The organism is Armatimonas sp. (assembly GCF_043760365.1).
GTDB lineage: Bacteria > Armatimonadota > Armatimonadia > Armatimonadales > Armatimonadaceae > Armatimonas.
Map to the genome: position 1 here is coordinate 1 of NZ_JAYUPA010000939.1, position 2,880 is coordinate 2,880.

Here is a 2,880-nt window from a genome sequence, read left to right on the forward strand (position 1 = left end):
CGCCCCACCTGAGGCGCGGCAAGCCCGACCCCGTGCGCGGCGTACATAATATCGGCCATCTCCGCAACCAGCGCCCGAATAGCACTGTCCACAAACTTAATCTCTTGCGCCGTTTGGAGCAGTACTTCCCAGCCGTGGGTCTCTTTATACTTCACGACGCGACTGTCGTTGAAGGGGATATCTTTGTACTTTTCCGCTAGATCAAGAAGCTTGTCAGATGCCATACCAGGGGTTATTTTATCACGACAATATTTTGCGCCGAACCCTGTAATTTTATCAGGGGCTGCCCATAATAACTTTGTACGCTTTTAGCAAAGGATAAAATTATGCAGTTCTTCTCGCGCAACAATGACAAAAAAGAGGATGGCCAGGACTCCGATGCTCCTCCCGTCCGCCTGGCTTCCCCCGTGGCCGCGATCCCTCCCGTTGCGGCTCCGTCCGTTTCGCACCTTACTGCCCCCGAACCTCCCAAGGCACCCGTGGCCATCGGACCGCCGACACTCTCTGCAGACGGAGCCCTTGATTTTCCGGCGATCTATCAGTTTGCTCGTGTCGCCAGCACTTCGTTTACCGCCGAGCAGACCCTGAGCATGCTGGAGCAGCTTCCCGCTGCCATGCCTCTGGAGATGAAACGTCAGACCGTTCAGGTAACCCTCACGGCTCTGGGAACCGCGATCGGGGCCAACCGCCAAAGTATTGTTGGAGATGCGGATCAGAAGCGCACGACTCTCCAGAAGTACGCGGATGCACAGGGCCAAAAAACAGATGATTATGTGGCGGAGGCGCAGGCGCAGATCGCCGAACTCCAGCGACAGATCACCGAAAAAGAAGCTCAAATTACAGTGACAAAGGACAAGCAAGAGCGCGTCCGAACTCTCTGCGATACCGAGGCTGGCCGTCTGGAGAGTGTCCTGAGCTTCTTCGAGCAGGAAACGGCTGCCCTTCCTGAAGTGACGCCGGTTGCGAATCTGACGATGGCGAGTGAGCCTACGCAAGAGGAAGATGAGCTCCCCGAGGAAGAGATCAGCGAGACTGCAGGCCTGCGCGTCGCTGCCTAGCCTCGAAAACAAAAACAAGCCTTAAGAAAAGCTCTGCGGAATAACACCGCAGGGCTTTTTGTTGCAACCAGACTCCCTTTCCCGTTATCCTGTGACTTAGGAGGATAAGAAATGTACCGAGGTGAGGTTGTTGTCCGGGCGATGCTGCCCATGGCGCTGGTTGTCTGGCTGATCCACTGGCGGCTGATGGGAGAAAATGTACGCTTTGACTGGGGAGACTATCTCCTGCCGGTTCTCGCCGCGTATGTGCTGGGGCGTGGGGTCGTGCGCCGGGAGAAAGCCCGTCTCTGTGAGCTGCTCGCCGGGCTGCTGCTGGCGAGCGTCGTGTTCAGCGCCTTTGTCGCCAGCCCCTATATCATTCTGGCAAGTCTCTTTCTGGGAAGTGTGGGACTCTTTCTACTGCCGGTGCGCTGCTCCGCCCTACGCGAGAGCGATCCCGAGAGCGCCGTCGCCATGCCTGAGACACGTAACACCGCGCTGGCGTTCGTGGCAATTCTCTGCCTGATCAGCGTGACCTGTGGAGTGCCCTGGCAGGAGGCCATTCTCTGGGGAGCGATGATTGCTATGAATCTCTGCATCCCTGTCCTGATTATCGCACTTGGTTGTGTGCTAGGAGGGAAAACACGCGTGGGAGCCAGCATCGGTGCCGTCGCGGCGCTAGTGATGACGATCTTTCTGGTTCTGCTGATTGCTCTAGGCATTCGCTTAGAGTAGCTTAAAACAAGAAATCTCCCCCGGGTGCGTCGCACCTGGGGGAGATTTTTTTATTGTAGGACTCGCTGACGACTACTTGTCAACGGTGCGCTGTGCGGTGGCGACATCCACGCTGATCCCCGGCCCCATTGAGGAGGAGACAGTGATCTTCTGGATGTAGCGGCCCTTGGAGCTCGATGGCTTAGCCTTGACCAGCGTGCTGATCAACACTTTCATGTTCTCCTGAAGGTGCTCCACCGGGAAGCTTGCCTTGCCGATAGGCGCATGGACAATGCCGCCCTTGTCAACACGGTAGGCCACACGGGTTGCCTTCTTGATCGCATTGACGACCTTGGCGACATCCGTGGTGACGGTACCCGACTTGGGGTTGGGCATGCGCGCCGCAAGCAGACGGCCCAGCTTACCGACGGCGGGCATCATGTCCGGAGTGGCCACGAGCACGTCGAAGTCGCGCCAGCCGTTCTGAATCTTAGCGATCAGCTCCTCGGCTCCGACTTCATCGGCTCCCGCTGCGGTCGCTGCCTCGGCATTAGCGCCCTTGGCAAAGACAGCCACTTTCTGGCTCTTACCCGTGCCGTAGGGCAGCTCGGTGGTACCACGCACCATCTGGTCGCCCTGACGAGGATCAACCCCGAGGTTGATGGCAACATCAACCGTGGAATCAAACTTGGTCGAGGACGTGGATTTCACCAGCTCCAGAGCCGCGAGGGGCTCGTAGTGTGTCGTGCGCTCCACCTTGGCCGCCTCGGTCTTGAAGCGAGCGGAGATAATATGCTTTCGATCTTGTTTTCGCATGGGTCTTGCTCCTAGTCCGTGATCGTCACGCCCATCGAGCGTGCCGTGCCTTCGATAATCCGCATCGCCGCATCCACATCATTCGTGTTGAGGTCGGGGAGTTTTTTCTCCGCGATGTCCTTCAACTGTGCCTTGGTGATGGATCCCACCTTGACGGTGTTCGGATTGCCGGAACCCGACGGAACGCCCGCCGCTTTTTTGAGCAGGTCGGACGCGGGCGGGGTCTTGGTTTCGTAGACGAAGGAGCGGTCATCGTAGATCGTGATGACCACAGGCACAATCGAGCCCACCATGTCGGCGGTCTTTGCGTTGT

General features: G+C 57.8%; 5 protein-coding genes. 2 read left to right on the forward strand and 3 right to left on the reverse strand.

Annotation, left to right across the window (positions count from 1 at the left end; genetic code table 11):
- Positions 1–224: peptide deformylase (locus ACH2EH_RS23685; protein WP_395145674.1), on the reverse strand; the 224-nt coding region annotated here is incomplete at its 3' end.
- 102 nt (positions 225–326) lie between these two features.
- Between ACH2EH_RS23685 and ACH2EH_RS23690 the strand changes: the two genes are divergently transcribed.
- Both ACH2EH_RS23690 and ACH2EH_RS23695 read left to right on the forward strand, forming a co-directional pair.
- On the forward strand, positions 327–1,058 hold the full coding sequence (locus ACH2EH_RS23690; protein WP_395145676.1) for a hypothetical protein: 732 nt from the start codon (positions 327–329) through the stop codon (positions 1,056–1,058).
- A 111-nt stretch (positions 1,059–1,169) separates the two neighbouring features.
- The gene (locus ACH2EH_RS23695) at positions 1,170–1,772 is read left to right on the forward strand and encodes a hypothetical protein (protein ID WP_395145678.1); all 603 of its coding nucleotides are present in this window, start codon (positions 1,170–1,172) and stop codon (positions 1,770–1,772) included.
- 72 nt (positions 1,773–1,844) lie between these two features.
- Here ACH2EH_RS23695 and rplA read toward each other — a convergent pair whose 3' ends face one another.
- Entirely contained in the window at positions 1,845–2,567 is a 723-nt protein-coding gene (gene rplA / locus ACH2EH_RS23700; RefSeq protein ID WP_395145679.1) for a 50S ribosomal protein L1, read from the reverse strand.
- 11 nt (positions 2,568–2,578) lie between these two features.
- A partial coding sequence (locus ACH2EH_RS23705; RefSeq protein ID WP_395145680.1) for a 50S ribosomal protein L11 occupies positions 2,579–2,880 on the reverse strand: 302 nt, incomplete at its 5' end.

Bases quoted from the DNA above. Each gene is read 5' to 3' on its own strand.
- ACH2EH_RS23690 (WP_395145676.1), top strand. From the start codon at position 327: ATGCAGTTCTTCTCGCGCAACAATGACAAAAAAGAGGATGGCCAGGAC.
- ACH2EH_RS23695 (WP_395145678.1), top strand. From the start codon at position 1,170: ATGTACCGAGGTGAGGTTGTTGTCCGGGCGATGCTGCCCATGGCGCTG.
- rplA (WP_395145679.1), bottom strand. From the start codon at position 2,567: ATGCGAAAACAAGATCGAAAGCATATTATCTCCGCTCGCTTCAAGACC.